Below are 23,364 nucleotides of genomic sequence, written 5' to 3' on the forward strand. Positions count from 1 at the left end.
GTCAGGCGCCGACGGAGCCGAGGCCGCCGTAGCGGCGCTCGCGGCGACCATATTCGACGAGGGCCTCCATCAGCGCCTCGCGGCCGTAGTCGGGCCACAGGATGGGCTGGAAGACGAGTTCGGCGTAGGCCGACTGCCACATGAGGAAATTGGACAGCCGCATCTCGCCGGAGGTGCGGATGACGAGGTCCGGATCAGGAGTGCCGGCCGTGCTGAGCCGCGCCTCGATGGCCTCGGGCGTGATGCTCTCCGCGGTGCGCTCTCCCCGCGCCACCTCCGCCGCCAGCGCCCGCGCGGCTGCGGCGATCTCCTGGCGCGAGCCGTAGTTGAAGGCGACGATGAGCGTCTGGCGGGTATTGCCACGGGTCAGCGCCTCCGCCTCCGTCAGCAGCAGGCGAATGTCGGGCTCGAGGCTGTCGCGGTCGCCGGCGATGCGCACGCGCACCCCCGCCTCGTGCAGTTCGGCGAGGTCGTTGCGGATGAAGCGCTTGAGCAGGCCCATCAGTGCCGACACTTCTGCGGGCGGACGCGACCAGTTCTCCGACGAGAAGGAATAGACCGTCACAGTCTCGATCCCGATCTCGCGGGCCGCCCGCAGCGTGCGCCGCAAGGCGTCGACGCCGCGCCGGTGGCCCTCGATTCGCGGCAGGCCGCGCTGTTTCGCCCACCGGCCGTTTCCGTCCATGATGATGGCGACATGACGCGGCAGCGCCGCGGGCGCCGCCTCGGCGACACCCTGTTCAGCGGCCAGGCCTTGTCGGTCCACCATGGTCATGTCCGTTTCCGCCTCAGACCGTCATGATCTCTTTTTCCTTCTGCGCGAGCAGCTGGTCGATCTCGACGATGTGCTTGTCGGTTTCCTTCTGGACCTGGTCGGCGGCGCGGACGTTCTCGTCCTCGCTCATCGAGTGATCCTTCTCCTTGGCCTTCAGGATGTCCATCCCGTCGCGGCGGATATGGCGGATCGCCACGCGCGCGCCCTCGGCATATTTGTGCGCGACCTTGACCATGTCCTTGCGGCGATCCTGGGTCAGCTCGGGGATGCGCAGGCGGATGACCTGGCCCTCGGTCTGCGGATTGAGGCCGAGGCTCGACTCGCGGATCGCCTTCTCCACCGGGCCGACCATGGAGCGGTCCCAGACCTGGACGGAGAGCAGGCGCGGTTCCGGCACGCTCACGGTCGCGACCTGGTTGATGTGCATCGACTGGCCGTAGGCCTCGACCTGGATCGGGTCCAGGAGGTTCGGCGAGGCGCGGCCGGTGCGCAGCGTGCCCAGTTCGTGTTTGAAGGATGCGATCGAGCTCTGCATGCGACGCGTGAGGTCGCCAAGATCGAAGGTCGGGGACGCGGCCATGGGGTACGCCTCTTGGAGATTGCGCGGACGGATCCGCGGGAAGGTCACTGGCGCGGTCAGACGGTGACCACGGTGCATCGGCCCTCGCCCGCCAGCACCGACGCGACGGCGCCGGGGGCATCGAGGGAGAACACGATTATCGGAAGACGGTTCTCCCGGGCAAGCGCGAAGGCGGCCGTGTCCATCACCTTGAGATCGCGCGCGATCGCCTCGTCGGCGGTGAGCTGGTCGAAACGCACCGCGGTGGGGTCGCGCTTGGGATCGGCCGAATAGATGCCGTCGACATTGGTGCCCTTCAACACGACGTCGCAGCCGAGCTCCACGGCGCGCATGGTGGCGGTGGTGTCGGTGGTCAGCAGAGGCACGCCGATGCCGCCGCCGAGCACGACGATTTTGCCCGCCGCGAGATGGGCGAGCGCATGGCGCACCGTGTAGACGTCGAGGGCCTCCGGCACCGGCTCGGCGGAGAGGGCGATGGCGGGATGGCCGAGCGCATTGATCTGGCCGGCCAGCGCGATGGCGTTCATCACGGTCGCCAGACGGCCGATGGCGTCGGCGTCGACGCGGCTGAGGCCGATCCCGGCGATCTGCCGGCCACGGAAAATGTTGCCGCCGCCGACCACGACCGCGATACCGGTGCCGGCCCTGGCGGCCGCGATGAGGTCCTCGGCGATGGTCTTCATCGTCGGTGCGTCGAACCCGAACTCCTGGTCGCCCGCCAGCGCCTCGCCGGACACCTTCACCAGCGCGCGCCCGTAGCGTGGCCCGGCCATATCGTTCCCCCGATTCGTCATCGCCGTCTGAGATGTTTGGTCCGCCGGGTTTAGCGGAATGACCGCCGGGCGCAACAGCCGAGACGCCGCGCTCCCCGCCCTTGGCATCGTGCTGATACACGATATAGGCTGCCCCCTCGCCCACCCCGTCAACACCGGAGCCCCGCGCATGCCGAACCCGAAGGCCAGCGTCGCCGTCGTCGGCGCGGGAGACCATATCGGAGCCGCCATCGCCCGTCGCTTCGCCGCCGGCGGCTATGCGGTCTTCGCCGGCCGCCGCAACGGCGACAGGCTCGCGGCGCTCGAGCAGGAAATCACCGCCGCCGGCGGGACCTGTTATGGCCGAAGCCTCGACGCGCGCCGCGAGGATGAGGTCACCGCCTTCCTCGCCGAGGCGGACGCCCATGCGCCGCTGGAGGTCTGCGTCTTCAATGTCGGCGGAAATGTCCGCTTTCCGATCCTCGACACCTCCGAGCGGGTCTTTCGCAAGGTCTGGGAGCTCGCCTGCTACGGCGGTTTCCTTACCGGGAGGGAGGCGGCGCGGCTCATGGTGCCGCGGGGCCGCGGCTCCATCTTCTTCACTGGCGCCACGGCCAGCCTGCGCGGCGGGTCGGGCTTCGCCGCGTTTGCCAGCGCCAAGTTCGGCCTGCGCGCTCTCGCGCAGAGCATGGCCCGCGAACTCGGGCCAAAGAACATCCATGTCGCCCATCTCGTCATCGACGCAGGCGTCGACACCCCCTTCGTGCGCAACCTCCGGCGCGAGCGCACCGGCCTCGACGACGTTGCGCCGGACGAATTGATGAACCCGTCTTCGATAGCCGAGACCTACTGGCAGCTCCACGGCCAGCCGCGTGATGCGTGGACACACGAACTCGACATCCGGCCCTACGGGGAGACATGGTGATGGACACAGATGCCGACGACGAGGCGCCCATGTCGCTGAACGGACCCAGGCTGGTCGAATTCCATTTCGACGTCGGCAGTCCCAATGCCTATTTCGTCCACAAGGTGCTGCCCGGCATCGCCGAGCGGACGGGCGCGACCCTGCGCTACGTGCCGGTGCTGCTCGGCGGCATCTTCAAGGCGACCCATAACCGCTCGCCCTTCGAGGCCTTCGCCGGCATCCGCAACAAGCTCGCCTACGAACGGCTGGAAATCGCCCGCTTCATCGCCCGCCATGGGCTGACCGGCTTCAAGATGAACCCGTTCTTTCCCGTCAACACGCTGATGCTCATGCGCGGGGCGGTGGCGATGGACAAGGAGGGGCGCCTCGGCCCCTATGTCGAGGCGGCTTTCCACCACATGTGGGTCGAGCCGAAGAAGATGGACGACCCCGCCGTCTTCAAGACCGCCATGGACGCCTCCGGTCTCGACGGCGCGGCCTTGCTGGAGGCGGCCCAGGCACCGGACGTCAAGGCCGGGCTCATCGCCAATACCGAGGCGTCCGTCGGCCGTGGCGCTTTCGGCGTGCCGACCTTCTTCATCGGACGCGAGATGTATTTCGGCAAGGATCGCCTGCGCGACGTCGAGGAGGCGCTGGCCGCCTGACGCGGCGCGCCAAAGAAAAAGGGGCGGTTTCCCGCCCCTTCCCCTCGTCCGCAATGACGCCAGGCGTCAGCTCTTCAGGCCGGCCTGCGCCGCGACCTCGGCCGCGAAGTCGCTCTCGGCCTTCTCGATGCCCTCGCCGAGGGCGAAGCGGGTGAAGGCCTTCAGCTTGATCGGGGCGCCGACCTTGCTCTCGGCTTCCTTCAGCGCCTGGGCGACCGTCTTGCCGCCGTCGTGGATGTAGATCTGCTCGAGGAGGCAGACCTCCTTGGCGTAGGTCTTGATGCCGGACTCGACGATCTTGGCGATGACGTTCTCCGGCTTGCCGGCGTTCTTCTCAGCCAGGATGGCCTTTTCGCGCGCGACGACGGCCGGGTCGAGACCCTCGGCGTCCAGCGCCAGCGGGTTGGCGGCGGCGACGTGCATCGCGACCATGCGGCCGAGGGCGGCCAGTTCGTCCTTGGATCCGGTCGACTCGAGCGCCACCAGCACGCCGATCTTGCCGAGGCCCGGCTCGACGGCGTTGTGGATGTAGCTGCCGACGACACCGTCCGACACGGACAGGACGGACGCGCGGCGCAGCGTCATGTTCTCGCCGATGGTGGCGACAGCCGAGGCGATGGCGTCGGCGACCGAGCCGCCAGCGGCGGCGGGTGCGGCGAGGATCGCCTCGACCTCGTTGCCGGTCTTCAGGGCGACGTCGGCGATCGACTTGACGAGGTTCTGGAACTGCTCGTTGCGGGCGACAAAGTCAGTCTCGGAGTTGACCTCGACCACGGCGGCCTTCGGGCCGGCGGTGACGATGCCGACCAGGCCCTCGGCCGCGACGCGCCCGGCCTGCTTGGCGGCCTTCGACAGGCCCTGCTTGCGCAGCAGATCGTCCGCAGCCTCGATGTCGCCGCCGGTCTCGTTCAGCGCGGACTTGCAGTCCATCATGCCTGCGCCGGTCATTTCGCGCAGTTCCTTGACCATCTGGGCGGTGATGTTCGCCATGGGTCCGTCCTCGAATTGAAAGTCTGTGGGAAGGGAAACGGCCGGCCCGCGGAAGCGAGCCGGCCGGAACTCAGAACCGATCTCCGCCCAACACGGCTTTCGTGTCGCGCGGATGACGCCGGCCGGTTGGCCCGATCAGGCGGCTTCGGCCTCGACCAGCGTCTTGGCCTGGTCGATCCAGCCCTGGACGCGGCCCGGCAGGCCGACGCTGTCGCCGATCTCGGCGGCATCGGCCGGGGTGAAGCCGGCGATCTGCCAGTAGTGGAAGATGCCGAGGTCGTTGAGCTGCTTCTCGATCTCCGGCGACACGCCGGTGAGCTTGATCAGCTCGTCGGCCGGGCCACGCGGACCGGCGAGACGCTCGACGCCGGCGGGAGCGGCGGCCTCGGGCAGGTCCTCGACCATCGGCTTCTCGGAGGCGCCGAGATCCATGCCCGACGAGCCCTGGGCGCGGCCGATGCCGTCGATGGCGGCGCGGGCGATCAGGTCGCAGTAGAGCGAAATGGCGCGGCCGGCGTCGTCATTGCCCGGGATCGGATAGGTGATGCCGTCCGGATCGCAGTTGGTATCGACGATGGCGACGACCGGGATGCCGAGGCGCTTGGCCTCGAGGATGGCGATCGCCTCCTTGTTGGTGTCGATCACGAACATCAGGTCCGGCACGCCGCCCATGTCCTTGATGCCACCCAGGTTGCGCTCGAGCTTGTCCTTCTCGCGGGCGAGGGTCAGCGCTTCCTTCTTGGTGTAGCCGGCGCCGCCCGAGGCCAGGGCCTCGTCCAGCTTGCGCAGGCGCGAGATCGAGCCGGACACGGTCTTCCAGTTGGTCATCGTGCCGCCGAGCCAGCGGGAGTTCACGTAGTACTGGGCGCACTGCTTGGCACCGGCGGCGATCGACTCCTGCGCCTGGCGCTTGGTGCCGACGAAGAGGACGCGGCCGCCCTTGGCCACCGTGTCGGACACGGCGACGAGCGCGCGGTGCAGCATCGGCACGGTCTGGGCGAGGTCGAGGATGTGGATGTTGTTGCGGACGCCAAAGATGTACTGGTTCATCTTCGGGTTCCAGCGGTGGGCCTGATGGCCAAAGTGGCAGCCAGCTTCCAAAAGCTGACGCATGCTGAAATCGGGCAGCGCCATGGGTCTTCTCCGGTTGTGCCTCCGCGGACTATGGCCGGCCTCGGGTGAGGCTCCGTCGCCACCGGAGCGGCAAAGGACATTCGTCCTCAGCCGCGGGTCCGCGTGTGGAATGGCCGGGGCACTACACGATCCGGCCGGCGAGTGCAAGGGAGGCCGGCCCCGCCGGGGTCACGCCAGCAGCGCTGCCACCATGCCCGGCAGGTCCTGCGGCCGCTGGCAGATCGCGGTCGCGCCGGCTTCCCTGAGTTCCACCACGCCGCCATAGCCCCAGGCGACGCCGATCGAGGCGATGCCGTGCCGCTGCGCCGCGTGGATGTCGTGCATCCGGTCGCCGATCATCACGGTATCGGCGGGGTCGATGCCCTGTTCCGCGATGATCTTGGCGATGATGTCGGCCTTGTCGTCGAGGCTGCCGTCGAGCGCCGCGCCGTAGACCCGCTGGAAATGCGGCGCATAGCCGAAGCGCTCCACGATGGGGACAGCATAGGGCTCGGGTTTGGCCGTGCAGACGAACATCCGGTCCGACACCGCGCCGATGGCGACGACGGCGTCCATCATGCCGGGATAGAGCGACAGATCGTACATACCGCCGGCGCGGTAGTGCACCCGGTAGCGCTCGACGGCGGCCTCCGCGTCCGCCCCCTCCCCCATCACCTTAGGAAAGGAGAGCCGCAGCGCCGGACCGATGATCCAGCCGAGCGTCTCGTAGGGCGGCGGCTCATGACCGAGATCGGCCAGCGCCTTGCGGAACGAGCCGATGATTCCGGGCGCGGGATCGGTGAGGGTCCCGTCGAGGTCGAAGAGAACGGTGCTGGGCATCCGGCCTGAATAGGGCCGCGGGCGGGCCCCGTCCATGGCTGCTGCCGCAGGGGCCTGCCCCGTTCCCCCGGGGTGACAGGCCGCCAGCGCCGGGGCACAAGGCGGCTTTCGCGGAGGCATGCCATGGGCCAGGTCATTTCCGTCAGCCTCGACCGGCGGCACCGGTTCTCGAAAGCGTCCGTGCAGGAGATCACGCTGATCGCCGGCGAGGGCGTGGCGGGCGACGCTCATTGCGGGGTGACTGTGAAGCACCGCTCCCGCGCCCGCTTCAACCCGACGCTGCCGAATCTGCGCCAGGTCCATCTCATCCACGCCGAGCTCTTCGACGAACTGGCGGCGAAGGGCTTTTCCGTCGGCCCCGCGGAACTCGGCGAGAACATCACCACGTCCGGCATCGTCCTCCTCGGCCTGCCGACCGGCGCCCGGCTCTCCATCGGCGGTGCGGTCATCGAGATCACCGGACTGCGCAACCCCTGCATCCAGATGGACCGGTTCCAGGACGGGCTGATGCAGGCGACGCTCGACCGCGACGCCGAGGGCAATCTCGTGCGCAAGGCCGGGATCATGGGGATCGTCGTCACCGGTGGCACCGTCCGGCGTGGCGACGCCATCACCGTGACGCTGCCCGAGGGGCCGCACCGCCCGCTCCAGAAGGTCTGAGCGCAGCACGCCCCTTCTCCGGGCCCCCTCCCGCCGCCTGCGCTTCTGGTCTAGAAGCGCCTTCTGCACCGACATCAGGGGATCACCATGGGCGCACTGGACGGCAAGGTAGCCATCGTCACGGGGGCCGCGCGCGGCATCGGCAAGGCCATCGCCGAGCGTTTCGTGAAGGAGGGCGCCAGCGTCGTCCTCTCCGACATCGCCGACGAGGCCGGCCGAGCGACGGCCGCCGAGCTGGCGGAGATCGGCAAGGCCGCCTTCGTGGCAGCGGACGTCGGCGACGCCGCCTCGGTGGCCGGCCTCGTCGAGGGCGCGCGCAAGGCGTTCGGCGGCGACATCGACGTCCTCGTGAACAATGCCGGCATCGTCCACAGCGCCGAGTTCCTCGACCTCGCCGAGGCCGATTTCGACAAGGTGCTGCGGGTGAACCTCAAGGGCTCGTTCCTCGTCGGGCAGGCTGTCGCCCGCCGCATGGTCGAGCAGGTCAAGGCCGGCAAGACGCCCGGCGCCATCGTCAACATGAGCTCGGTCAACGCCCGGCTCGCCATCGTCAACCAGACGCCCTACTGCGTCTCCAAGGGCGGCGTCGGGCAGCTCACCAACGTCATGGCCCTCGGCCTCTCGGAATACGGCATCCGCGTCAACGCCATTGGCCCGGGCTCCATCGCCACCGAGATGCTGGCGAGCGTCAACACCGACAAGGCCGCGCGCCACCGGCTGTTCTCCCGCACGCCGCTGCGCCGCCTCGGCGAGCCCGACGAGATCGCCAAGGTCGCCGTGTTCCTCGCTTCCGACGCCTCCAGCTACATCACCGGCCAGACCATCTATGCGGACGGCGGCCGTCTCGGGCTGAACTACACGGTGCCGGTGCAGGATTGAGCGCCGACCTGCCGCCGGCGCTGAGGGCTGCCCTCGACGGGCTCGCCGGCCGCTTCGGCGGGCGCGAGCTCGCCGCCGCCAGCGCCCGCCTGACGGCGGATTATCGCGCCGGCCGCGGCTCGCGACTGCCCTCCCCCGTCGATCTCGCCGCCTATGCCGTGGCGCGCATGCCGGCGACCTATGCAGCCTGCGCCGCCGTTCTGTGGGAGGCGGCGGCCCGGATCGATTGCGCTCCCCGCTCGGTGCTGGACGTCGGCTGCGGGCCGGGCACGGCCACCTGGGCCGCCGCAACGGTCTTCGACAGTCTGACGCACGCGACGCTGCGCGACGCCCATCCCGGCATGATCGGCCTCGGCCGCGACCTCGCGGCGTCGGGGCCGGATCTCGTCGCCGCGGCCGACTGGCGCACCGCGAAGCTCGGCGCCGAGGCTCTGCCGCCCGCGGACCTCGTGATGGCGAGCTATGCGCTCAACGAACTGAAGCCGGCCGAAGTCGCGGTCGCCACGCGCAGCCTCTGGGCCGCCGCGGGCCAGTTGCTCGTGCTGGTCGAGCCGGGAACGCCCGCGGGCTTCGCCGTCACCGCCGCCGCGCGGAGTGCCCTCATCGCCGCGGGGGCCCGCATCGCCGCGCCCTGCACCGGCGAGACCCCCTGCCCGGTCGCGCCACCCGACTGGTGCCATTTCTCCGCCCGCCTGCCGCGCCTGCGCGCCCACAAGGCCGCCAAAGGGGCCGACGTGCCTTTCGAGGACGAGCGCTATGCCTATCTCGTGGCCGCCCGGCCCGGCATCGCCGTCACCCCGGCCGCGGCGCGCATCCTGCGTCCGCCCCGCGCCGACAAGGCAGGAACGACCTTCGCCCTCTGCACACACGGCGGCGCCGTCTCGCGCACCGTGCCGAGCCGCGACCGCGAGGCACACCGCTTGACGCGGCGGCTCGGCTGGGGCGACGCTTTCCACATCCTATCGCCGGAGCCGCCATGACACGCCGAACCGTCATCGCCCTCGCCCTTTGCGCCAACCTCGCGCCGCTGCCCGTCCTTGCCCAGGGGGAAAACCTCTCCTTCTCCCAGCGGATGAGCATCTACCGCGCCTGCAAGCCGGACCTCGACGCCAAGTGCCCCGGCGCCGGCACCGATTCGGCCAGAGTCTCGGCGTGCCTGCGCAGCAACCAGAGCCAGCTGTCGCAGTCCTGCACCGCAGCGATCCGGCAGGCGGGCCTGCGCTGAGGACGGCACCGCTGCCCTGCACCGGCCGCGATTGACCCGCCGCGCCAGAAGAGCCGATAGGCAGGCATCGGGAGTGCTTTGATGCTCGTCATGCCCTGGCTCTGGGCCGTCTTCACCGTCATCGCGGCCGCCGCCCAGACCGCGCGCAACGCCCTGCAGCGCAGCCTCACCGAGCGTCTCGGCACGATCGGCGCCACCCATGTGCGCTTCCTCTACGGCTTTCCCTTCGCGCTGCTCTTCCTCGCGATCGTCCATCTGGCCGTGCCGGCCCGCGCGCCATCGGTTTCCGCCGGGTTTCTGGCCTGGACGCTCGCTGGCGCCCTGGCGCAGATCGGCGCCACCGCGCTGATGCTCGCCGCGATGCGCGAGCGCTCCTTCGTCGTGACCACCGCCTATACGAAGACCGAGCCCGTCCTGGTCGCCCTCTTCGGCGTGGTGCTGCTCGGCGACCACCTGACCGGCTGGGCCTGGAGCGCCATCCTCGTCGCCACCAGCGGCATCGTCCTGATGTCGTGGAAGCCGGGCACGGAGCAGTCGTTGCGGCCGGCGGCCCTCGGCATCGTCTCGGCCGCCCTGTTCGGCCTCGCCTCCGTCGGCTTTCGCGGCGCCATCCGTAGCCTCGACACGGAGAGCTTCCTGCTCGCCGCCACCACCACCCTCGCCTGGAGCCTCTTCATCCAGACAGCCGTGCTGACCGCCTATCTCGCCGTCACCGACCGGGCGGGACTGGTGACGATCTTCCGCGCCTGGCGGCCCTCGGTCGCGGCAGGCTTCCTCGGCGCCTTCGCCTCGCAGTTCTGGTTTCTCGCCTTCGCCCTGGAGACGGTCGCCAAGGTGCGCACGCTCGCCCTCGTCGAGGTGCTCTTCGCCGGCATCGTGTCGGGCGCCATCATCAAGCAGGCGACGAGTCCCCGCGAGGGTCTCGCCATCGCCCTGATCGTCGGCGGCGTCGCGCTCCTGCTCAGTCTCGGCTGAGCGGCGAAAGCCGTGTGACGTGCCCCATCTTGCGGCCCTCGCGCTGGTCGCGCTTGCCGTAGAGATGCAGCACGCTGTCGTCCTCGGCCGCGAGCCTGCGCCACTTGTCGACGCCGTTCCCGATGAGGTTCTGCATCACCGCGTCGGAATGCCGCGACGTCGAGCCGAGCGGCAGGCCGGCGACGGCCCGCATGTGGTTCTCGAACTGGGAGCAATGGCAGGCGGCTTCCGTCCAGTGGCCGGAATTATGGACGCGCGGCGCCATCTCGTTCAGCAACAGCTGGCCGTCGCGGGTCACGAAGAGTTCGACCGCCAGCACGCCCACATAGTCCAGCTTCTCGGCGAGGACCGTTCCGGTCAGCGCGGCGCGCGCGCCGAGCGACACGTCGATAGCGGCCGGAACCGTCGACGTCCTGAGGATGCCGCCGCGATGGACGTTCTCCACCGGATCGTAGTGGCGGATTTCGCCGTCCACCCCGCGCACGACGAGGACCGAGATCTCCCGCTCGAACGACACGAAGGCCTCGAGAATGGCCGGCTGGTGGCCGATCGCCGCCATCGCACGGACAGGATCGTCTCCGGCGCGGATCACCACCTGGCCCTTGCCGTCATAGCCGAAGCGTCGCGTTTTCAGCACGGCCGGGCGGCCGATCGTCTCCAGCGCGCGGGCGAGGTCGTCGACCGAATCGATGGGCGCGAATTCGGGAACGGCGAGGCCGCATTCGCGGGCGAAGGTCTTCTCCCGGACGCGGTCCTGCGAGACCGTAAGGGCCATGGGTCCTGGCCGCACCGGGAGGCGGCTCGCCAGGAAGTCTGCGGCGCGGGCCGGCACGTTCTCGAACTCGTAGGTGACGACGTCGACGTCGCCCGCGAAGCGCGCCAGCGCCTCCTCGTCGGAATAATCGGCCTCCGTGATGCGGCGGACCACGTCGAAGGCGGGGCTCTCCGGTTCCGGGGCGAAGACCTGGCAGCGCAGGCCGAGCCGTGCGCCGGCGAGCGCCAGCATGCGGCCGAGCTGCCCGCCGCCGAGGATGCCGATGATCTGGTCCGGGCCGACCGAGCGGTCAGAGGTCGTCACGGGGGCGCTCCGCGATGGCAGCCGTCTGGCGCGCGCGATAGGCGTCGAGCCGGCCTGCGAGGGCCGGGTCGTTCAGGGCGAGAACGGCGGCCGCGAGCAGCGCGGCATTGATCGCGCCCGGCTTGCCGATGGCGAGAGTGCCCACCGGAATACCGCCCGGCATCTGCACGATGGAGTGGAGCGAATCGACGCCGGAGAGCGCCTTGCTCTCCACCGGCACGCCGAAAACGGGGAGCGGGGTCAGGGCCGCAGCCATCCCCGGCAGGTGGGCGGCGCCGCCGGCCCCGGCGATGATGATCTTGAAGCCCCGATCCCGCGCCGATCGGGCGAAGTCGTAGAGGCGGTCGGGCGTGCGGTGCGCCGAGACGATGAGCGCCTCGTGACCGATATCGAGATCAGCCAGAATCTCGGCGGCATGACGCATGGTCGCCCAGTCGGACTGGGACCCCATGATGATGGCGACGGGCTTCGACCCGCTCGCGGCCGTCTCCGGCATCGACGCCTCCCCCCGCACGTCGAGGATCGACGGCATCCAGAAAGAAGCGGCGGAGAATAGGCAGAGGACCGGCCCGTAGCAAGACGGCGCGACGGCCATTTCTTGCCTGACTTTCGGGCGTTCAGGCGATGATGTCGGGCGTCAGCAGATCGTCGAGGAAGGCGATGCGGTCGCGCAGCACCAGCTTGCGCTTCTTCAGCCGCTGGATCTGCAGGCGATCCGCCACCGGCATCCGCGCCAGCGCGTCGATGGCGGCGTCGAGATCGCGATGTTCCTGCCTCAGCCGCTCCAGTTCCGCCAGCGCCTCGCGCTCGTCGATGTCGTTCGATGCCATTGCGGATCCAGAGGCTGGGGCGGTGCCCGGGCGGCGCCCGGCGCGGGGTCCATTATGCCGCCGCCGCCACGCCTTGGGCAAGGCGGCGGCAGGCGGGCTCATGCCTGCGGCGGAGCGTCGCCGTAACATTCCGTGACTTTACTTTGCCGCATACGGGTTCACACTCGAAGGCAGTCCGATGCGTTTCGGACCTCGTCCGAAGCCGTCGGGACTCTTTGCCACAAGGAGGACTTTGATGAGCTTGCAGTCGCACCTCGCGGAACTCGAGAAGCGTCATGAGGCACTCGACCGGCAGTTGAGTCAGGTCGTCGCCCGTCCATCCTCCCCCGATGCGGAGATCACGGAGTTGAAGCGGCGAAAGCTGCAGCTGAAGGACGAGATCGAGCGCCTGAGGGCGAATTCGCTCCATTAGATTCGAAGCCGGCCTGGAGCCGCAGGGTTTTTGCGCTGCCGGTGCCCCTCGGGCGCCGGCAGCGTCGTTTCAGGTCCCGATCCCTAGAGCCTCACGCTCAGGGCCACATCCGCCGGAACACGCCATCCTTGATGACGACGAGGTGCATGAGCGCCGCGCCCACGTGCGCGAAGACGAGCAGCGTCATCAGCACGGCAGTGCCGAAGTGGACGCGGTAGACGGCCGCACAGGTGCTCTCCTGGCCCGAGAACGGCAGGGTCACCGGGATCGTCCAGAACAGGTTGACCGGTCCGTAGCACATCGAGGTGGCGAGCCAGCCGAGGAAGGGCACGAGGAAGATCAGCACGTAGAGCAGATGGTGGGTCGCACCCGACGCGATGCGCTGGAATTTCGTCAGGGTCGGCACCGGTGGCGGGGTGCCCTGTGTCACTTTCAGCGCCACGCGCGCCACGGCCAGCATCAACACCACCAGCCCGAAGGACTTGTGCCACTCGTAGAGGCTGTTCTTCAGCGCCGGGTTTGCACCCGGATTGGGCGGATAGGGAATGCTCGACATGAAGATGCCGATGGGCACGAGGCCGATGATCAGCGCGGCGGTTGCCCAGTGGATGATCCGATGGGGCGTCGAATAGACCTCGGCCTGCGACATGGCTGCCATCCCTTCTCTCGTCTCGTGGCGATGATGGGCGGGCGCGCGGGCCGAAGCAAGTGCCGCCCAGCCCTGGGCCATCGCACCCTCTGTCGTTACGGAACGATGACGGCGGACGCTTTTGATGCGACGATGACTGGTGACACTTTTTTCGCCGCTCCTGATCCAAAAGGCACAGTGACACCATACATGGACCGTGAGCAGCCGGATGGACGTCCTTCCGGTGCCGCCACGGGGGCATGAAAGGCCTTGTTGACGATGGATACTTCCGGAATTCTCGGCGGCGCAGCCGATATCGTCCGGGCCCAGGTCGAGCGGGCCATTGCCGAAATGCGGGCTGCGCGCCCCGTGCTGATCCGCAGCGAAGGACGGGCCGTGCTGGTCTTTGCCGTCGACGGCCTCGACCACGGCGCGGCGGAAGCCGCTTCCCGCCTCAGCCCGACCATGGCCCATCTGGTGCTGCCGGCCGCCCGCCTGCGCCGCCTCGGCCTCGAGCGCACTGCCCCGGCGCGGGTCGCTCTGCCGCGCCTCGACGCCGGCAGGATCGAGAACCTCGCCCTCACCGTCGAGGCGCGGATCGACGCGCCGGTCTCGCCCGTCGACGACCTCGACGAGGCCGCCCTCGAACTCGCCCGTCTCGCACTGATCGTTCCCGCCGTCGTGATGGTGCCGCTGGCGACCGGAGCCGAGGCCCCCGGCCACGTTCTCTCGGTAGACGCATCCGCCATCGTTGGCTTCCGCAAGCTCGAGGCCCGGCTCATCCGCATCGTCGGCCGCGCGCCCGTGCCGCTCGAGGGCGCTCCGGAAACCGAGTTCGTCGTATTCCGCGGCGGCGAGGGCCTGCGCGACCAGGTCGCCATCGTCATCGGCAAGCCCGATCCGGCCCAGCCCGTGCCGGTGCGTCTGCACTCGGCCTGCCTCACCGGCGACCTCTTCGGCTCGCTCAAGTGCGATTGCGGCGACCAGCTGCGCGACACGGTCGAGTGGATGGCGAAGAACGGCGGCGGCGTGCTGCTCTATCTCGACCAGGAAGGTCGCGGCAACGGCATTGCCAACAAGATGCGCGCCTACCGCCTGCAGTCGCTCGGCTGGGACACCTACGACGCCGACGAGGTCCTCGGTTTCGACCTCGACCAACGCCGCTTCGATTTCGCGGCGGAGATGCTGAAGCAGCTCGGCATTTGCTCCATCGACGTCATGACCAACAATCCGGTCAAGATCGCCGCCATGGCGGAGGCCGGGATCGAGGTCCGCTCCGAGCGCCGCGTCATCGGCCGCGCCACGGACGAGAACGTGCGCTACCTGACGTCGAAGCGCGACCGGGCCGGCCACGCCATCGACGCCGACGCGCTCATCGCCAGCCTCGCCTCCCGCAAATAGGCGGGATGGCGGCGTCGGCCGCGCTGGGCTAAGAGGCGGCAGGTTCCTCAACCATGCCGCCCATGCCCGTTCCCGATCCCGTGCCTTTCCGCCTCGTGCCGGCCCTCGGGCTGTTCGCGCTCGGCTGGTTCGCCCTCGCTGCGCCCTGGCTGCTCGGCACGGTGACGATTCCCTGGGACGCCAAGGCCCACTGGTATCCGCACCTCGTCTTCGCGGCGCGGGCGCTCCATGCCGCCGCCTCGCCCACCTGGACCCCGAACATCTTCGCCGGTTCTCCCGAGATCGCCGACCCCCAGTCGGTGCTCTTCTCGGCGCCGCTCCTCGCCCTCGCCGCCCTGATGCCGAAGCCCGGCCTGACGGCCATGGACTGGGCCGTCTTCGTCATGCTCTTTGCTGGCGGCACCGGCGTGATCCTCATGTTCCGGGATCGTGGCTGGCACTGGGGCGGTTCCGTCGTCGCGGCACTCGCCTTCGCCTTCGGTGCGGCGGCCGCCTGGCGTATCCAGCACCTCTCGCAGGTCTTCTCGCTCTGCTGGTGGCCGATCGCATGGTGGCTGCTCGCACGCGCCCTCGCACGCCGCTCGTTCCTCTGGGGCATCGCGGCGGGCCTCGCCGCGGCGCTGATGGTGCTGGGCCGCGACCAGGTGGCGATGCTCTGCGCCTATCTGCTGGCGGCGACCGTCGTGGTGCGGTGGGCCGCGGCGGAGCGGCCGCTGGCCGAGGTCCGCGCGACCTTGGCGCCGCTGGTCGCCGCGGCTGCTGCCGGGGCACTGGTGGTGGCCTTGCCGGTCCTGATGTCGGCCCTGTGGGGAGCGGAATCCAACCGCGTGGTCATCGACGAGATCGGCGCCGGTCGCGGCTCGCTCCACCCGGCCCATCTCCTCACCTGGGTCGTCGGCAACCTCTACGGTGCCGCAGGGCCGCTCGCCGAGCACTGGGGTCCGCCGAGCCCCACCTGGGGCGAGACCGGCCTCTTCCTCGCCCGCAACATGGGCAATCTCTATGCGGGCGCCCTGCCCCTGCTGCTGGTGCTCGGGCTCGTGCGCACCGGCGCCGTCCTCGACCGCGAGATCCGCTTCGTCACGATCGCCCTCGCCGTCATGCTGCTCTATGCCCTCGGCTGGTACACGCCGGCCTTCCGGCTGTTCTGGCACCTGCCGGGCGTCGACCTGTTCCGCCGGCCGGCCGATGCGGCCTTCGTCGTCGGCGCGCTCTTCGCCATCCTCGCCGGCTACGGCGCCCACCGGCTGCTGACCGCGAGCCTCCCCACCGGCTGGCGCGTCGAGGCCCTCGTCGCCGCCGCCCTTGTGACGGCGGCGAGCGCCCTCGTCGTCGCCAAGGGCGCCCCGCAGGCCGCATGGACGAACCTCGCCGTCGCAGTAGGCTCCATCGCGGCGGCGCTGCTCGTCCTCGGCCCCGGCCGCCGCCTGCCGGGTCACGCCCTCGCCGTCGTGCTGGCTGCGGTGCTGGCGGCCGACCTTCGCGTCACCAACGGGCCAAGCGAATCGACGGCCCTGCCGCTTGCGAGCTACGCCGTGCTCGAGCCTGGCAGCCAGGATCCGGCCCTCGCGCTCATCCGCTCGCTGACCGTCCGCGATCCCACGCGGCGTGACCGGATCGAGCTCATCGGCCTCGGCTACGAATGGCAGAACGCTGCCATGTCCCATGATCTCGAGGACGTGCTCGGCTTCAACCCCGTGCGCTCGGCCGCCTATGCCAATCTCGTGGGCGCCGAGGACATCGCCGCCCTGCCCGGCCAGCGGCGCTTCCCGCCAGCCTTCCCGTCCTATCGCGGCGAACTCGCCGACATCCTCGGCCTGCGCTACGTGGTCTCGCGGGTTCCCCCGAACGAGGTGGACCGGCGGCTCGCCCCGGACGCGCTGCCGCTGGTGGGCGAGGCCGGCGGCATCCGGATCTACGAGAACACCCGCGCCCTGCCCCGGGTGTGGGTGGCGCCGACCGCCATGGCGACGCCCCCGGATCTCGCGACCGCCGGTTTCCCCTCCGGTCTTGATCCGCGCCAGACAGTGCTCGTCGAAGGCCAAGTACCCTCGCCCCGGCAGCCCGGGGGAACGGCGCGCATCCTCACCTACCGGAATACCGACGTGGTGGTGGAGACGACGACCGCGGACGGCGGCGTGCTCGTCCTCGCCGATGCCTGGCATCCCTGGTGGAGCGCGCGGATTGACGGTCGCGAGGTGCCGATCCTCCGCGCCTTCGGCCTGGTGCGTGCCGTCGAGGTTCCCGCGGGCACCTCGACGGTCACCTTCACCTTCGAGCCGCTCACCGGTCTCGCCCGGCAGGTCTCCGAGCGGTTCAGGCGACCCTGAACGGCCGGATGGCGATGCCAGCGCCTTCCAGGGTCTCGCGGACCGTCCGCGCCATGGCAACGGCGGCGGGGTTGTCGCCGTGGACGCAGATCGTGTCGATGCCGACCTTCAGGCGCTTGCCGGTGACCGTGACGACCTCCTGGTCCTCCACCATGCGCAGGACCCGGGTCGCGGCGAGCGCGGCGTCATGGATCACCGCGCCCTCGACCTTGCGGCTCGTGAGGTTGCCGCTGTCGTCGTAGGTGCGGTCAGCGAAGACCTCCCGCGCCATGGGCAGGCCGAGCTTTTCGGCGGCGCGCTCGGTCGAAAGCCCCGGCATGACCACGTAGACGAGGTCGCGGTCCACCGCCTTGATGGCGCGGCCGACCGCCATCGCCATGTCGTCGTCGTCGTTCGTCATGTTGCCGAGAGCGCCGTGGGTCTTCACGTGGGTGACCTTGTGGCCGGCCATGACGGCGAGCGCCTGCATGGCGCCGACCTGGTAGGCGATCTGCTTCTCGAGGTCGGCCATGCTGTCGCCGCGGATGACCCTGCGGCCGAAGCCCCAGAGGTCGCCGAAGCCAGGATGGGCGCCGATGGAGACGCCCTTGGCCTTCGCGATCTCCGCCGTGCGGTGCATGATCAGCGGGTCGCCGGCGTGCCAGCCGCAAGCGACGTTGGCCGAGGAGACGATGGAGAGCATCGCCTCGTCGTCGCCCATCTTCCAGGGGCCGAAGCCCTCGCCCATGTCCGAATTGAGATCGACGGCAGTCATGACGGCCTCCTTCAGGCGGCGGAATGGAGCGGCGGCTCGGCCGGCGGCGCGTTGGCGTCGACCCAGCCGTCGACGAGATTGACCGACAGGAGATGCTCGGTGTCGAAGCCGAGCCCAACGGGCTTCAGCCCGGCGCGCACGGCCTCCAGCATCGCCGCCTGCTCGCGCGCGGCGGCAATCGCCTCGGCGAGCGTGACCGCAGTGAAGCGCATTTCACCGCCCGGACGCTGCTGCACGAAGCGCGGCAGGTCGGCGGAGACGATGGTGGCGATCTTCGGATAGCCCCCGGTCGTTTGCCGGTCGGCGAGCAGCACGATCGGCTCGCCCGAACCCGGCACCTGCACCGAGCCGGTGACGATGCCGTCGGAGACGATGTTGAAGCCCTTGCCGTGCTCGATCGCCGGCCCGTTGAGCCGGTAGCCCATCCGGTCGGCCTCGGCCGAGACGCGGTAGGTCTCGCCGAGGAAGGTGGCGATGCCCGCTGGCGTGAAATAGTCGTCCTGTGGCCCGAGCACGACGCGGAAGGCACCCGCCGAAACCTGCGGCGGTACGGTGGCGACGAGGTCGGGCCCCTGCGGGCTGCCGCCGACGGGCAGAACCTGGCCGGGGCGCACCGGCGACCGGTCGAGGCCGCCGAGCCCGCCGCGCAGGTGGAAGGAGCGACTGCCGAGATCGGTCTTCACGGCGACGCCACCGGACACCGCCAGCACCATGAAGGTGCCAGCCCTGGCGGCCCCGACGGTGATGCTCTGCCCATCGAGCGCCGTGGCGCTGGTGAGCGGCGGCACCGCCTCGCCATCGATCTTCAGGTCGGCATAGGCGCCCGCCAGCGCCACGCGCGCCGGGCCGCCCTCGACGACGAAGCTGCCGCCAAGCACGGTGAACTCGATGGCCGCCTCGCCCGGCGCGTTTCCGACGAGCATATTGGCGACGGCCAGCGCGATGCGGTCCATCGCGCCGGCGGGACCGACCCCGTAGCGCTGGTAGCCGAAGCGCCCGCCGTCCTGGATGGTCGTTCCGGCGCCGCAATCCTTGACGAGGAGCCGGATCATGCCGTCACCAGCTCGGCAACCGGCTCACCGGCCGCAGCCGCGGCGTCGAGCGCGTCCCAATCCCGCTCCGGAATCGGCCGGAACACCACCTCGTCGCCGGCGCCGACCAGGAAGACGGGATCGCGGTCCGGCATGAAGTTGCGCACCGGCGTGCGGCCGAGCAGATGCCACCCCGAGGGCGCCTCGACGGAGGCGAACAGCGCCTGGACGCCGCCGATGGAGACGGTGCCGGCCGGCGTCTTCAGGCGCGGACTGGTGCGCCGCGGCAGCGCGATGGAAGGGTCGGCACCCGACAGGTAGCAGAACCCCGGCAGGAACCCGAGCATGGCGACCCGGTAGGTCCGGCTCGAATGGCGCCGGATGACCTCCTCCGTCGAGATGCCGTGGCTCTTCGCCACGTCCTCGAGATCAATTCCGAATGCGCCGCCGTAGACGACGGGAATGATCCAGCGCCGCGGCGCACGCCCGTCCAGTTTAAGGCCGGCGAGGATGTCATGCACCCGTGCCTCGAAAGCCGGCATGTCGATGACCAGCGGATCGACCTGCACGAGCACCGAGCGATAGGTCGGCAGCGTCTCGATCACGCCCGGGATCGCCGCTTCCGTCAGCGCCGCGTCGAAGGCGAGGCACAGCGCGTTGAGCCCGTCATCGATCTCGGTGCCGAATTCCACCGTGACGGCGGTGTCGCCACAGGACAGGAAGCGCGGGGAATGGACGCCCATGGCCAGGTTCCGGTCAGCCCGCCATCAGATTTGGCAGGAACATGACGATCTGCGGGAAGACCACCAGGCTCATGGTGAAGATCACCATGATCAGCAGATAGGGCAGCGTCACCTTCGCCAGATAGGACAGGCTGTCGCCGGTGATGCCCTGGATGACGAAGAGGTTGAACCCGACCGGCGGCGTGATCTGCGCCATTTCGACCACCAGCACGATGAAGACGCCGAACCAGATCGGATCGAAGCCGGCCATCTTGATGATCGGCAGCACGATCGGCAGCGTCATGACGATCATCGAGAAGCCGTCGAGGAAGCAGCCCAGCACCAGATAGAAGATCACCAGGGCGAACATCAGCTGGAAGGGCGAGAGGCCGAGCCCCTGCACGAAGGCGGCGACCTTGGCGGGAATGCCGAGGAAGGCGGCGGCCGAACCGAGGATGGAGGCGCCGAGCAGGATCAGCGCGATCATCGAGCAGGTGACCACAGAGCCGATGGCGATCTCGCGCGCCGCCTGGGCCGTGAGCGACCCCTGCACGAGGCCGACGATCGCGGCGCCCAGCACGCCGACGGCGGCGGCTTCCGACGGCGTGGCGATGCCGCCATACATGGAGCCGAGCACACAGGCGATGAGGAACAGTGCGGGGCCCAGGTCCTTGAGCGACGCGAAACGCTCGCCCCACGAGAGGTTGCGCAGGGCGCGCTCGCTCTCCGGCACGAGATCCCTGCGGATCGTGGTGTGGATCATCACCCAGCCCATGAAGCAGCCGGCAAGCAGCAGGCCGGGAATGAGGCCAGCCGTGAACAGCTTGATGATCGAGACGTCCGCGAGGACGCCGTAGATGATCATGATGTTCGAGGGCGGGATGAGGAAGCCGAGCGTACCGGCACCGGCCAGCGAACCGACGGCGATGTCACGCGAATAGCCGCGCTTCAGGAGCTCGGTCAGCGCGATGCGCCCGACGACCTGTGTCGTGGCGGCGGACGATCCGGAGATAGCCGCGAAGATGGTGCAGCCGATGACGTTGACGTGGATGAGACGGCCCGGCAGCAGACCGGCCCACGGCGCGAGGCCGGTGAACAGCGAGCGCGACAGGTTGGTGCGGAACAGGAGCTCGCCCATCAGGATGAAGAGCGGCAGGGCCAGAAGCTCCTGCGTGGTCAGGATGTTCCAGGCGTATTGCGGCACCAGCCGGTGCAGCGGGATGTCGCGGAAGATCGCCAGGAGGATCGTCCCGGTGACGCCGAGCGTGAGGCCGATCCACAGCCCACCGGCCAGGAGGCCGAACAGGATGGCGAACATGACAATGACTTCGACGGCCATGGACGGCTCCGCTCGGCTGCTAGAATGGGTCGGGACGACGCGAGGCCGTTATTCGACAGGGTTCGAGGCCCGCATCGAGGGATCTTCGAGGGGCAGATCGAGAGCGGCCCGGATAGTGCGCGCCAGGAACTGGAGAGCGAGCAGCGCCATGCCGAAGGTGACGAGCGCCATCGGCGGCCAGACGATCGTGCCGGACGAGATGGAGACCTGGCCGCGGGAGTAGGAATTCCACGTGAAGATGACCATGGCCACCGTCAGGTAGCTGGTCGCGAGGCAGGCGACCGCCGACGAAACGGTTTCCAGCAGCTTCTTCAGGACAGGACCGGAATTGGAGAGGCCGAGAGTCACACGGATGTGCCCCCCGCCGCGCAGCGTCATGGCGGCTCCGAAGGTGAAGGCGGCCGCCATGAGGTAGGAGGAATACTCCCAGGCGTTGGGCACGACGCCAGGGCCGATGCCGAAGAAGTTGGACGCCGCCCGCGCGATGACCTCGGCCAGCATGAGGCAGGTCAGGGCCATCAGACAGATGGCGCCGACCCAGCCGTCGAGACGGCCGAGCCGGTCGATACCGGAGAGGAACCACCGGATGCCCGACGGCGCCCCGGCATTGAGATCGGTGTGGGGTACCATCGGGCTGTTCCGCTCAGGAGCGCTTCACTTCCGCGAGGTAGGCCTCGATCGGGCCCTTCGCAGCGGGAACGCGCTTGATGTAGTCCTGCACCATGTTGGCCGTGCGGCGGCGCATGTCGGCCATCATCGGCGCGGGGATGTCGACGACTTCCATGCCGCCCTGCTTCAGGCGGGCGAGGCTGTCCGTGTCGGCCTTCACCGAGGTCGCCCAGAATTCCGGCTCCAGCTTCTTGGCCACGGTCTCGATGGAGGCACGGTGGTTGGCCGGCAGCTTGTTCCAGGCGTCCATGTTGACGTTGACCATCTGGCACGACCAGACGTGGTTGGTCGGATAGATGTACTTAAGGAACTCCCAGAACTTGCCGTCGACGCCCGACACTGCCGAGGTCGAGACGCCCTGAACGGCGCCGGATGCGAGAGCCGGAATGGTCTCGCCCCAGGGAATGACGACACCGGTCAGGCCGAGGGCGTTGACCATGTCCTGCGCACCGCGATCGGGGCAACGAACCTTCTGGCCGGCGAGACCGGCGAGCGTGTCGGCCTTCACCTTGAGGTGCAGGTACTGCGTCGGCCACGGCACGATGTAGAGGTTCTTCTGGTTGTTGTTCTGCACCACGCGCTCGAACACCGGGCGGATGTGCTTGTGGTAAATGCGCAGCTCGTCCACCGAGCCGACGAGGAAGGGAATGCCTTCGGCACCGAGGATCGGCTCGTCACCGATCTGCTGGATGTTGAGCACGTCGGCGATCGGCACCAGGCCGTCACGCACCGCGCGAAGATGCTCCGGGCCCTTGAAGCCGAGCTGGCCGCCGGCCTTCACCGTGATGTTGACGGCACCGCCAGTCGCGGCCTTCACCTCGTCAGCGAATTTCTTGGCGTTGATGGTGTGGAAGTTGCCGTCCGGCCAGACGGTCGAGAGATCCCAGTTGGCAGCCTGGGCGCGCGCCACGGTCGGGGCGGCGAGAATGGTCGTTCCGGCGAGGCCGGCGACGAATTGACGGCGGTCGAACATTGGCGGGGCTCCTGGTTCCTGTCTCTGGATATGCCGTCGGGGACGACGACCGGGCTTTGCGCCCTTATTGGGGATTGGACCGCTGTTCGGCCGCATTGACAAGGCCGAAATCCGTGCAGCGCGAGCCTGGAACACGCGCATCGGGAACGCCTGCCATGCCGCCGCGTACCGGCGATCGTTGAGGGACGATCCCGCACCGCCGGCTTTGTGTCAACATCATGTTGACGTTTTGTCGTCGTTTTCTCTGTTTGATTTCGACGAAGAGTCGCGGCAATCTGACAGGCCGTGCTGAATGCACAGCCTTGAGGTCTGTCGATGACGCCTCCGTCCAAGCTCGGCCCCATCGTGTCGTCCGCCCATCTGGCCTCGGGCGAACTGCCGGCCCTGTCCGAGTTCGAATTCGGCATGATGATGGTCAGCCATGCCTTCCACCGCTGGACCGTGCGCTGCGCGGCGGCCGGCGGCGCTCCCGGCCTGTCGGCGCTGGAGAACATGATCCTGCACACGGTCTACCACCGTGGACGGCCGAAACGGCTCGCCGACATCGCCCTCGTCCTCAACGTCGAGGACATGCATCTCGTCACCTATGCGGTGAAGAAGCTGGAGAAGGCTGGCCTGGTGAAGGGCGAAAAGATCGGCAAGGAGAAGGCGGTCTCCGTCACCAAGAAGGGCGCCGAGGCCGTCATGCGCTATCACGAGGTGCGCGAGGCCCTGCTGATCCAGAGCGTCAAGGCCTTCGGTACCGACCCGGAAGTGCTCAGCCGCATCGCCACTGAGATGCGCGCACTCTCCGGCCTCTACGATCAGGCCGCCCGGTCGGCCGCCAGCCTCTAGGGCCG

27 protein-coding genes are annotated in these 23,364 nt (G+C 69.1%); 11 read left to right on the top strand and 16 right to left on the bottom strand.

The features are described from left to right. Position 1: 1 nt before the first annotated feature. The 3 genes from ACT6XY_RS01820 to pyrH are packed head-to-tail and all read right to left on the bottom strand — an operon-like array spanning position 2 to position 2,128. Positions 2–769 carry an isoprenyl transferase gene (locus ACT6XY_RS01820; RefSeq protein WP_444746692.1) on the bottom strand — a complete coding sequence of 256 codons (768 nt, stop codon included), beginning with the start codon at positions 767–769 and terminating at the stop codon, positions 2–4. Between the two features lie 19 nt (positions 770–788). Continuing rightward, the gene (frr, locus tag ACT6XY_RS01825; RefSeq protein ID WP_444746640.1) at positions 789–1,355 is read right to left on the bottom strand and encodes a ribosome recycling factor; all 567 of its coding nucleotides are present in this window, start codon (positions 1,353–1,355) and stop codon (positions 789–791) included. A gap of 56 nt (positions 1,356–1,411) precedes the next feature. Continuing rightward, positions 1,412–2,128, bottom strand: coding sequence for a UMP kinase (pyrH, locus tag ACT6XY_RS01830; protein ID WP_444746641.1), 717 nt, complete (start codon positions 2,126–2,128; stop codon positions 1,412–1,414). 169 nt (positions 2,129–2,297) lie between these two features. Between pyrH and ACT6XY_RS01835 the strand changes: the two genes are divergently transcribed. Then, the gene (locus ACT6XY_RS01835) at positions 2,298–3,032 is read left to right on the top strand and encodes an SDR family oxidoreductase (protein ID WP_444746642.1); all 735 of its coding nucleotides are present in this window, start codon (positions 2,298–2,300) and stop codon (positions 3,030–3,032) included. Then, on the top strand, positions 3,032–3,676 hold the full coding sequence (locus tag ACT6XY_RS01840; protein WP_444746643.1) for a 2-hydroxychromene-2-carboxylate isomerase: 645 nt from the start codon (positions 3,032–3,034) through the stop codon (positions 3,674–3,676). The genes ACT6XY_RS01835 and ACT6XY_RS01840 overlap by 1 nt, the downstream gene beginning before the upstream one ends. 66 nt (positions 3,677–3,742) lie before the next feature. Here ACT6XY_RS01840 and tsf read toward each other — a convergent pair whose 3' ends face one another. The 3 genes from tsf to ACT6XY_RS01855 all read right to left on the bottom strand — a co-directional run bounded on the left by tsf (position 3,743) and on the right by ACT6XY_RS01855 (position 6,619). Further along, positions 3,743–4,666 carry a translation elongation factor Ts gene (gene tsf / locus ACT6XY_RS01845; RefSeq protein ID WP_444746644.1) on the bottom strand — a complete coding sequence of 308 codons (924 nt, stop codon included), beginning with the start codon at positions 4,664–4,666 and terminating at the stop codon, positions 3,743–3,745. Positions 4,667–4,801: 135 nt separating this feature from the next. Beyond that, entirely contained in the window at positions 4,802–5,800 is a 999-nt protein-coding gene (locus ACT6XY_RS01850) for a 30S ribosomal protein S2 (RefSeq protein WP_444746645.1), read from the bottom strand. 168 nt (positions 5,801–5,968) lie between these two features. Further along, positions 5,969–6,619, bottom strand: a complete 651-nt coding sequence (locus ACT6XY_RS01855) for an HAD hydrolase-like protein (protein WP_444746646.1) — start codon at positions 6,617–6,619, stop codon at positions 5,969–5,971. A 123-nt stretch (positions 6,620–6,742) separates the two neighbouring features. On the opposite strand from ACT6XY_RS01855, the gene ACT6XY_RS01860 reads away from it, so the two are divergent. The 5 genes from ACT6XY_RS01860 to ACT6XY_RS01880 all read left to right on the top strand — a co-directional run bounded on the left by ACT6XY_RS01860 (position 6,743) and on the right by ACT6XY_RS01880 (position 10,358). Further along, the gene (locus ACT6XY_RS01860; protein WP_444746647.1) at positions 6,743–7,279 is read left to right on the top strand and encodes an MOSC domain-containing protein; all 537 of its coding nucleotides are present in this window, start codon (positions 6,743–6,745) and stop codon (positions 7,277–7,279) included. 87 nt (positions 7,280–7,366) lie between these two features. Next, entirely contained in the window at positions 7,367–8,158 is a 792-nt protein-coding gene (locus ACT6XY_RS01865; protein WP_444746648.1) for an SDR family NAD(P)-dependent oxidoreductase, read from the top strand. Then, the gene (locus ACT6XY_RS01870; RefSeq protein WP_444746649.1) at positions 8,155–9,138 is read left to right on the top strand and encodes a small ribosomal subunit Rsm22 family protein; all 984 of its coding nucleotides are present in this window, start codon (positions 8,155–8,157) and stop codon (positions 9,136–9,138) included. Before ACT6XY_RS01865 ends, ACT6XY_RS01870 begins: the two co-directional genes overlap by 4 nt. Further along, positions 9,135–9,383, top strand: coding sequence for a cysteine rich repeat-containing protein (locus ACT6XY_RS01875; protein WP_444746650.1), 249 nt, complete (start codon positions 9,135–9,137; stop codon positions 9,381–9,383). Before ACT6XY_RS01870 ends, ACT6XY_RS01875 begins: the two co-directional genes overlap by 4 nt. Before the next feature lie 81 nt (positions 9,384–9,464). After that, positions 9,465–10,358, top strand: a complete 894-nt coding sequence (locus ACT6XY_RS01880; protein ID WP_444746651.1) for an EamA family transporter — start codon at positions 9,465–9,467, stop codon at positions 10,356–10,358. Here the strand turns inward: ACT6XY_RS01880 and ACT6XY_RS01885 are convergent. The 3 genes from ACT6XY_RS01885 to ACT6XY_RS01895 form a co-directional block, all read right to left on the bottom strand. Next, positions 10,345–11,436 carry a 5-(carboxyamino)imidazole ribonucleotide synthase gene (locus ACT6XY_RS01885; RefSeq protein WP_444746652.1) on the bottom strand — a complete coding sequence of 364 codons (1,092 nt, stop codon included), beginning with the start codon at positions 11,434–11,436 and terminating at the stop codon, positions 10,345–10,347. The genes ACT6XY_RS01880 and ACT6XY_RS01885 overlap by 14 nt on opposite strands. Next, positions 11,423–11,932 (bottom strand): 5-(carboxyamino)imidazole ribonucleotide mutase, encoded by a 510-nt coding sequence (purE, locus tag ACT6XY_RS01890; protein ID WP_444746653.1) that lies wholly within the window; start codon positions 11,930–11,932, stop codon positions 11,423–11,425. Before purE ends, ACT6XY_RS01885 begins: the two co-directional genes overlap by 14 nt. Positions 11,933–12,053: 121 nt before the next feature. Continuing rightward, positions 12,054–12,266 (bottom strand): YdcH family protein, encoded by a 213-nt coding sequence (locus ACT6XY_RS01895; RefSeq protein WP_106748334.1) that lies wholly within the window; start codon positions 12,264–12,266, stop codon positions 12,054–12,056. Positions 12,267–12,501: 235 nt separating this feature from the next. Between ACT6XY_RS01895 and ACT6XY_RS01900 the strand changes: the two genes are divergently transcribed. Continuing rightward, positions 12,502–12,678, top strand: coding sequence for a YdcH family protein (locus ACT6XY_RS01900; RefSeq protein ID WP_106748335.1), 177 nt, complete (start codon positions 12,502–12,504; stop codon positions 12,676–12,678). Positions 12,679–12,775: 97 nt separating this feature from the next. On the opposite strand, the gene ACT6XY_RS01905 is transcribed toward ACT6XY_RS01900, so the two are convergent. Then, on the bottom strand, positions 12,776–13,336 hold the full coding sequence (locus ACT6XY_RS01905; protein ID WP_444746654.1) for a cytochrome b: 561 nt from the start codon (positions 13,334–13,336) through the stop codon (positions 12,776–12,778). Between the two features lie 249 nt (positions 13,337–13,585). On the opposite strand from ACT6XY_RS01905, the gene ribA reads away from it, so the two are divergent. Beyond that, entirely contained in the window at positions 13,586–14,707 is a 1,122-nt protein-coding gene (ribA, locus tag ACT6XY_RS01910) for a GTP cyclohydrolase II RibA (RefSeq protein ID WP_444746655.1), read from the top strand. 53 nt (positions 14,708–14,760) lie between these two features. Further along, on the top strand, positions 14,761–17,037 hold the full coding sequence (locus ACT6XY_RS01915; RefSeq protein WP_444746656.1) for a hypothetical protein: 2,277 nt from the start codon (positions 14,761–14,763) through the stop codon (positions 17,035–17,037). On the opposite strand, the gene ACT6XY_RS01920 is transcribed toward ACT6XY_RS01915, so the two are convergent. From ACT6XY_RS01920 to ACT6XY_RS01945, 6 genes are read right to left on the bottom strand one after another with little or no spacing between them, the layout of a single operon-like run. Next, a complete protein-coding gene (locus ACT6XY_RS01920) occupies positions 17,024–17,791 on the bottom strand; it encodes a LamB/YcsF family protein (RefSeq protein WP_444746657.1) in 768 nt (255 codons plus the stop codon). The genes ACT6XY_RS01915 and ACT6XY_RS01920 overlap by 14 nt on opposite strands. An 11-nt stretch (positions 17,792–17,802) precedes the next feature. Then, the gene (locus tag ACT6XY_RS01925) at positions 17,803–18,843 is read right to left on the bottom strand and encodes a biotin-dependent carboxyltransferase family protein (RefSeq protein ID WP_444746658.1); all 1,041 of its coding nucleotides are present in this window, start codon (positions 18,841–18,843) and stop codon (positions 17,803–17,805) included. Further along, the gene (gene pxpB / locus ACT6XY_RS01930) at positions 18,840–19,565 is read right to left on the bottom strand and encodes a 5-oxoprolinase subunit PxpB (RefSeq protein ID WP_444746659.1); all 726 of its coding nucleotides are present in this window, start codon (positions 19,563–19,565) and stop codon (positions 18,840–18,842) included. The genes ACT6XY_RS01925 and pxpB overlap by 4 nt, the downstream gene beginning before the upstream one ends. Positions 19,566–19,578: 13 nt before the next feature. Continuing rightward, complete coding sequence (locus ACT6XY_RS01935) at positions 19,579–20,883, bottom strand: TRAP transporter large permease (RefSeq protein WP_444746660.1); 1,305 nt, start codon at positions 20,881–20,883, stop codon at positions 19,579–19,581. A gap of 48 nt (positions 20,884–20,931) precedes the next feature. Continuing rightward, the gene (locus ACT6XY_RS01940) at positions 20,932–21,513 is read right to left on the bottom strand and encodes a TRAP transporter small permease subunit (RefSeq protein ID WP_444746661.1); all 582 of its coding nucleotides are present in this window, start codon (positions 21,511–21,513) and stop codon (positions 20,932–20,934) included. A gap of 13 nt (positions 21,514–21,526) precedes the next feature. Further along, positions 21,527–22,525: a TRAP transporter substrate-binding protein gene (locus ACT6XY_RS01945; RefSeq protein ID WP_444746662.1), complete on the bottom strand. Its 999-nt coding sequence runs from the start codon at positions 22,523–22,525 to the stop codon at positions 21,527–21,529. A gap of 315 nt (positions 22,526–22,840) precedes the next feature. Here ACT6XY_RS01945 and ACT6XY_RS01950 point away from each other — a divergent pair, with 315 nt between their 5' ends. Continuing rightward, entirely contained in the window at positions 22,841–23,359 is a 519-nt protein-coding gene (locus ACT6XY_RS01950; RefSeq protein ID WP_444746663.1) for a winged helix DNA-binding protein, read from the top strand. The last annotated feature ends 5 nt before the right edge of the window (positions 23,360–23,364 follow it).

Origin of the sequence: Phreatobacter sp., from assembly GCF_052440005.1 — a bacterium.
Lineage (GTDB): Bacteria > Pseudomonadota > Alphaproteobacteria > Rhizobiales > Phreatobacteraceae > Phreatobacter.